8 protein-coding genes and 1 pseudogene are annotated in these 6,092 nt (G+C 56.9%); 6 read left to right on the top strand and 3 right to left on the bottom strand.

What is annotated here, in order from left to right; genetic code table 11:
* The 4 genes and pseudogenes from ACQY5R_RS16880 to ACQY5R_RS16865 all read left to right on the top strand — a co-directional run.
* Positions 1–235: pseudogene (locus ACQY5R_RS16880) on the top strand (ABC transporter permease); the annotation flags it as partial.
* 200 nt (positions 236–435) lie between these two features.
* Entirely contained in the window at positions 436–936 is a 501-nt protein-coding gene (locus tag ACQY5R_RS16875) for a hypothetical protein (protein WP_428610343.1), read from the top strand.
* Complete coding sequence (locus ACQY5R_RS16870; protein ID WP_428610342.1) at positions 933–1,547, top strand: SCO family protein; 615 nt, start codon at positions 933–935, stop codon at positions 1,545–1,547. Before ACQY5R_RS16875 ends, ACQY5R_RS16870 begins: the two co-directional genes overlap by 4 nt.
* Positions 1,548–1,569: 22 nt before the next feature.
* Entirely contained in the window at positions 1,570–2,052 is a 483-nt protein-coding gene (locus tag ACQY5R_RS16865; RefSeq protein ID WP_428610341.1) for a copper chaperone PCu(A)C, read from the top strand.
* A gap of 139 nt (positions 2,053–2,191) precedes the next feature.
* Here ACQY5R_RS16865 and hemL read toward each other — a convergent pair whose 3' ends face one another.
* Genes hemL through thiD form a run of 3 tightly spaced genes read right to left on the bottom strand, consistent with a single transcriptional unit; the run spans position 2,192 to position 4,915 of the window.
* The gene (hemL, locus tag ACQY5R_RS16860) at positions 2,192–3,475 is read right to left on the bottom strand and encodes a glutamate-1-semialdehyde 2,1-aminomutase (protein ID WP_428610339.1); all 1,284 of its coding nucleotides are present in this window, start codon (positions 3,473–3,475) and stop codon (positions 2,192–2,194) included.
* Positions 3,472–4,122: a thiamine phosphate synthase gene (gene thiE / locus ACQY5R_RS16855; RefSeq protein WP_428610337.1), complete on the bottom strand. Its 651-nt coding sequence runs from the start codon at positions 4,120–4,122 to the stop codon at positions 3,472–3,474. Before thiE ends, hemL begins: the two co-directional genes overlap by 4 nt.
* Positions 4,115–4,915: a bifunctional hydroxymethylpyrimidine kinase/phosphomethylpyrimidine kinase gene (thiD, locus tag ACQY5R_RS16850; RefSeq protein WP_428610336.1), complete on the bottom strand. Its 801-nt coding sequence runs from the start codon at positions 4,913–4,915 to the stop codon at positions 4,115–4,117. Before thiD ends, thiE begins: the two co-directional genes overlap by 8 nt.
* Before the next feature lie 194 nt (positions 4,916–5,109).
* Here thiD and ACQY5R_RS16845 point away from each other — a divergent pair, with 194 nt between their 5' ends.
* Together ACQY5R_RS16845 and ACQY5R_RS16840 are read left to right on the top strand one after the other, a co-directional pair.
* Positions 5,110–5,583: a DUF5063 domain-containing protein gene (locus tag ACQY5R_RS16845; RefSeq protein ID WP_428610335.1), complete on the top strand. Its 474-nt coding sequence runs from the start codon at positions 5,110–5,112 to the stop codon at positions 5,581–5,583.
* A gap of 109 nt (positions 5,584–5,692) precedes the next feature.
* Positions 5,693–6,079 (top strand): HesB/IscA family protein, encoded by a 387-nt coding sequence (locus ACQY5R_RS16840; protein ID WP_428610334.1) that lies wholly within the window; start codon positions 5,693–5,695, stop codon positions 6,077–6,079.
* The last annotated feature ends 13 nt before the right edge of the window (positions 6,080–6,092 follow it).

Here is a 6,092-nt window from a genome sequence, read left to right as displayed (position 1 = left end):
GCCGGCTGAGACTGCGGTTGCCATTGCATTGGTTAATCCGATGCAGGTATTCCGTACCGCGACCATGATGCTGTTTGATCCACAATTGGTCCTGCTGGGGCCATCGGCCTATGTCATCCTTGATACCTTCGGGCAGGCCGGTTATATCGCCTACGCGTTGGCCTATCCCATTCTTCTCGGTACCGCTTGTGCGACATTGGGTTTTTTCCACTTTAGACGCAGCGATTTGCCTTAACTCAGCGTACCTGTCCTTCAACAGAGTCGCCGGTCAGCGAGAAAAAATTGGGTCATATCACGCACTGCTGTGTGATATGGCCAGCGTGATGCCTCAATAACGGGGTCTGTTTCGCGCGTTCGAATTCCCTTGATAGTCGTCAATTGCTGGGCTGCCCATCTCCTTCTAGCATAGTGCTGTGTTCACATATGAGGTGTTTTGTGACGAAAACGACAACCATACTCTGGGCCGTGGTCGGGGTGCTCTTTGTGGCGCTGGCCGGCCTTGCCGCCTACAAGGCGCTGCCGATACTCCATCCGCAAGTAGGCGGTACGGCAAACCTGAACCCTGAGTGTGATCTGCGTGCAGGCCCCTGCCGTTCGGATTTGCCCGGAGGTGGGCAGGTCAGTTTTGCTATCAAGACACCCGGTATTCCGCTGGTGAAACCGCTCGATCTTGAAGTGCGCGTTCAGGGTGTGGAGGCGACACAGGTTGAAGTCGATTTTGTCGGTCTTGAAATGAACATGGGCTTCAACCGCCCGAAACTGCAAGCGCAAGGGGCAGGTTTATTCACCGGTGCTGGTATGTTACCGGTCTGTGTGCGTGTCGCGATGGAGTGGGAGGCTCGCGTGCTCGTCACGACGCCCAGGGGGCTGTTAGCCGCGCCATTTCGTTTCATCACTGCCAAGGAAGGGGCTGTCCTGCCGGGAGGTCGGCGGTGAATAAGGGGTTGCCGATCGGTTTGGTGCTGCTATTGGCGGGTGCGCTGACGGGCGTGCTGTTTTTCTGGCAACCGCAACCTGAAACCACAAAACCCCCGGCCGTATCTCCGGCCATCGCCGAGGCGCCGAAGGGCGGCGATTTTGTCTTGAATTCGTATAAGGGGGCGGTGGACACCCGTACCCTGCGCGGCCAGGTGTTGATTATCTATTTTGGCTATACCTGGTGTCCGGATGTCTGTCCAACCAGTCTGGGTTTCCTGAGCGCCGCGCTGGATGAGCTGACGGCGGATGAGCTGCGTCAGGTGCGGCCGCTTTTTATCAGCGTTGATCCTGGGCGCGATACCCTGGAGCACTTAAAGAGCTATGGCGAGTACTTCCATCCCAGTATTCTCGGTATCACCGGCACCCCTGACCAGCTAAGTCGTATTGCGGCACAGTTTGGTGCTGCCTATCGGCTGGTCAAGCAGGCATCGGCTACCGATTACGTGGTCGACCACTCGGCAGACCTATATCTGGTGGATCGCCAAGGCCACCTGTATTCAACCATTCGTCATGGCACGCAGCCCAGCGAGATTCTGACCGCGATCAGGACAGCCCTCAATGCCCATTAAAGTTGTACTTAGGAGAGAACCCATGCGTAACATCATCCGCTCAACCCTGTTACTCGCAACACTGTTTGGCTTTTCCGGTGTGCTGTTTGCCGGCGCGGCAGAACAGGTGACTGTCGCCGATGCCTATGTGCGGGCCGTGCCGCCTGGTCAAACGAATAGTGCCAGCTTCATGACGTTAACCAATACTTCATCTAACGATATCGTTTTGAAAGGTGTCGAGAGCCCTGCTGCCAAGGCGGTTGAGTTGCATACCCATACGATGTCCGATGGCATGATGCGCATGCGCCAGGTGGAGAAAATTGATCTACCCGCCGGGCAGAACGTGAAACTGCAGCCGGGTGGCCTGCATGTCATGATGATCGGTCTGCAGCAGTCGCTGGTACCGGGTGAGCAGATCGATCTGTCACTGGTGTTTGAGGACGGTAGTAAAATGGCGCTGAAGGTACCGGTAGTGAAACTGCAGATGAAGATGCAGGATGCCGCCATGAAACAGAAGATGAACTGAGCTTTTCTGTTTCAATGTAAAAAAGCCGGTGACGCGTTTGTGTCACCGGCTTTTTATGTGTGATGTCTAGTCCCGTGGAGTACCCTAGGTCGGAGACGGGATCATTATCCGCGTTGGCAGTACATCGCTTTGGCCATGTTCATCGGATTTTTTTAAACGCCTCGCCCGCCGCGCTGACGGTTGCAGCAATGTCGTCTCCGCTATGGGCGGCGGAGACAAAGCCGGCTTCAAATGCGGATGGAGCAAGGTAGACGCCTTGTTCCAGCATCGCATGGAAGAAGGTCGTGAACTGCTCCTGATGGCAAGCCATGGATTGGGCGAAATTTGTTACCTTGCCGGCTCCGGTAAAGAACAGTCCGAACATACCCCCCACCTGGTTGGTGCTGATAGCTACCCCGGCGGCATCGGCTTCTGCCTGGATACCGTCCAGCAGTTCGGTGGTACGCTGGGTGAGCCGATCATAGAAACCGGGCTCTGCAATCAGTTCCAGCGTTTTTAGTCCGGCGGTCATGGCGACCGGATTGCCGGACAGCGTGCCCGCCTGATAGACAGGCCCCAGCGGGGATATCTTTTCCATGATTTCCCGTTTGCCGCCAAAGGCGCCAACCGGCATACCGCCGCCGATTACCTTACCCAGCGTAGTGAGATCAGGGGTGATGCCATACAGCCCCTGTACACCGCCCAGTGCGACGCGAAAGCCGGTCATCACTTCGTCAAAGATCAGTACTGTACCAGATTGGTCGCATACCGTACGCAGACACTCCAGGAAGCCGGGTATCGGTGGAATACAGTTCATATTGCCGGCTACCGGCTCAACGATAATGCAGGCGATCTGTTCACCGATCTCGGCAAAGGTGGCCTGTACCTGATCTATATCGTTGTAGTTGAGCGTAATAGTGTGTTCCGCCAGGGAAGCGGGCACGCCGGGTGAACTGGGTTCGCCCAGGGTCAGCATGCCGGAACCGGCCTTCACCAGCAGGGAGTCCGAGTGGCCGTGGTAGCAACCTTCAAATTTGACGATTTTGTCGCGGCCGGTATAGCCGCGTGCCAGGCGAATGGCGCTCATGGTGGCTTCGGTGCCGGAGCTGACCATGCGTACCAGATCCATGGAAGGTACCAGCTCGCACACGCGATTCGCCATGTCGGTCTCAATCTGGGTCGGGGCGCCGAAGGAGAGGCCCTTGTGGATGACGTGCGAGACGGCATCCAATACCTCCGGATGGGCGTGGCCCAGAATCATCGGTCCCCAGGAGCCGACGTAATCGATGTAGCGTTTGCCCTCGGGGTCATAAATGTACGCCCCCTCGGCATGGTCGATAAAGACCGGATCGCCGCCGACCCCTTTGAATGCCCGCACCGGCGAGTTCACTCCGCCTGGAATATGCTGCTGGGCCTGAATGAAACGATCGTGTGCTGCGGTCATGGTGCGGGGCTCTCCGAACTGTCGAATAACTGTTTGAAACGATGGCAGTTGGCGGCAATGTCTTGGGTGCCAAAAATGCCGTTGATGACGGCCAGCATGTCTGCGCCGGCCTGGATTAGCGTGTGGCCATTTTCCGGGGTTATGCCACCGATGGCAACCACCGGAATCCGGAGTGATTGCTTTGCCTCACGCAGCAACGAAACCTCTGCCTGCACGGCGTCGGGTTTGGTGAGGGATGGAAAGAAGCGTCCGAACGCCACATAGTCCGCGCCGGCTGTCTGGGCCGCTACGGCCAAAGGCAGTTGGTTATAGCAAGAGATACCGATGATGGCCTCGTTGCCCAACTGGTCACGAGCGGCGGTGATATTGCTATCCGTCTTACCCACATGGACACCGTCGGCGCCGATGGCGCCGGCCAGGCTGACGTCATCGTTGATGATCAGCAAGGCGTCCTGTTGATGGCACAGTTCCAGCAGTATGCGGCCTTCTGATCGTCGACGTTCACCTCCGGGCAGTTTGTCCCGGTACTGGAGGATTTTTACCCCGCTGCTGAGGGCGGTCTCCACTTGCCTGAGCAGGGCGGAAAAACCCTCCGGATGGGGCTGGGTGATGGCATAGAGTCCCCGTAGTGGGGTCGGCTTAGACAAGCTGGTCCCTCTCAATAAAGTACAGGCGGTCAGGTATCTGTTGGCCTTTGCCGGGCCGCCAGCCGGCCTTTAGGCTATCCCAGGTGAACTGCTGTGCCTGGCTGACCGCCACTACCAGGGGTAGCTCTTTGGCCAGTCCGGCCGCAATGGCCGAAGCGATCGTACAGCCAGAGCCGTGATAAGAGCCTTCGAGTCGCGGCCAGTGTTTGCTGTGAGGGGGCGCGTCTTGCCGATAGAGCGTATTGACGACATCTGTCCCCGCTTCGTGCGTACCGGTGATCAGTACCGCCTGGCAGCCACGGGAGATCAGGTCGTGCGCGCACTGTTCCAGCTGGGGTCGCCGGGTCAGGCGTCGTGCCTCCTGCGAGTTGGGCGTGGTAATAAGGGTGTGCGGAATGATCTCTTCAAGCATCGCCTGCAGCAGCGCCTCGCTGGCCAGCTCTGTACCGCCTCCGGCTGCCAGAATCGGATCCAGCACTACGGGAATGTGGGGATGTTGGCGTAGCAGTTTACCGATAGCCATCGCCGCATCGGCGCTACCGATGAGGCCGATCTTGATGGCGTCGATGGCGTAATCCGTCAACAGGGTTTCAACCTGTCGGGTGAGCAGGGCCGATTGTAGCGGTATCAGTTCATGCACATTCCGGCTGTCCTGGATAGTCAGACAGCTGATCGCCGTCGCGGCATGGCAGCCTAATGCGGCAAGGACTTCGATGTCGGCTTGTATACCGGCACCTCCGCTGGGGTCGTGTCCGGCGATACTCAGCACGATCGGTTTGGGAATATTCTGCATGACTCTTTATCACTGCCTGCCCGCGGCTTGGGCGTGGGGGATTATTTCAAAAACAGCCGATTCATCGACTACAATTAAACCAGCATTCACTGAATACCTCTATACCGGGAATGGTGGCAGCGCCAGGGGTGGAGGAGTGGAATGACAGCAGTTGAGGTTAGCTCTACAGCTGAAGTATCCCAATTGGTGAAGATATGGATAAGCAAATGAACGAACTGTCCCGATTGGCCAAAGATTATTGTGCACTGATTGAGTCAGCCGACGAAACGGATATCAGTTGGCTGCGGCAGCTTTCTTCCCTGTTGCCGCAGTTACATGCCGCCGTGACGGCGCTCGGTGCGCCACCGCGCAGCGCCGACTATTTCAATCCCGATCTGGACGAGCGCTTTGAACGTTTTGCCCAGTTGCGGCGCCTGCTGGGACATCGTGATGCCTACTGGATGGAGTTTGATGTGGCGCCGGATGAGCAGGGAATGTCCGGGAGTCTGGCCGACGACCTAACGGATATCTACTGCGAGTTGAAACACGGTTTGCACTTGTTGGAAGAGCAACGTGAACCGGAACGCGCCTTCGATGACTGGTGTTGTGGTTACCAGGAGCATTGGGGGCAGCATCTGCTGGATGCCGAACGACATCTGTACGAGCTGGCCAATCGTAAGCAGCTTTAGCTTCACTGCCCCTTGCAGGCAGTAAATTCACTAAAATATCAATGGTTAATGAAATTTGATATTGGTATAGTATCGCGCTGTACTGAAGATTTCGTTTGGAGAGAAACCGATGAGTGAAGCAACCACTAACCTGCTGAGAGAGGAAGAGCTCAGTCTGACCGAAGCGGCACAGGGCAAGATGGCTGAGCTGGTAGGGCAGGTTGAAGAAGAGGTAAAGGGGATACGTGTGTATGCCACCCCGGGTGGTTGCAGCGGCATCAGTTTCGGCATGACCTTTACCGACCAGGTAAACGACACCGACTACATACTGAATGCTGTCGGTTTTGATGTGATTGTGGACGGCGAGACCATGCGTCACCTGGAAGGCGTCGAGATCGACTTTGTCGATCACGGACAGGGTAACGCCAGCTTTGTGTTCAACAACCTTAAGCCTGCCGAGGGCGGCGGTTGTGGTAGCTGTGGCTCTAGTGCCGCTCAGGGTGGCGGCTGTTCCTGATCCCTGATCGCAG

The sequence above is a fragment of the Sedimenticola sp. genome (assembly GCF_050289425.1).
GTDB lineage: Bacteria > Pseudomonadota > Gammaproteobacteria > Chromatiales > Chromatiaceae > Sedimenticola.
Note: the sequence above shows the minus strand (reverse complement) of the source record. Positions and strands in the feature narration are given on the sequence as shown.

Excerpts from the sequence above, each read along its gene's own strand:
- ACQY5R_RS16865 (WP_428610341.1), top strand. The coding sequence starts at position 1,570 with ATGCGTAACATCATCCGCTCAACCCTGTTACTCGCAACACTGTTTGGC.
- hemL (WP_428610339.1), bottom strand. The coding sequence starts at position 3,475 with ATGACCGCAGCACACGATCGTTTCATTCAGGCCCAGCAGCATATTCCA.
- thiD (WP_428610336.1), bottom strand. The coding sequence starts at position 4,915 with ATGCAGAATATTCCCAAACCGATCGTGCTGAGTATCGCCGGACACGAC.
- ACQY5R_RS16845 (WP_428610335.1), top strand. The coding sequence starts at position 5,110 with ATGGATAAGCAAATGAACGAACTGTCCCGATTGGCCAAAGATTATTGT.
- ACQY5R_RS16840 (WP_428610334.1), top strand. The coding sequence starts at position 5,693 with ATGAGTGAAGCAACCACTAACCTGCTGAGAGAGGAAGAGCTCAGTCTG.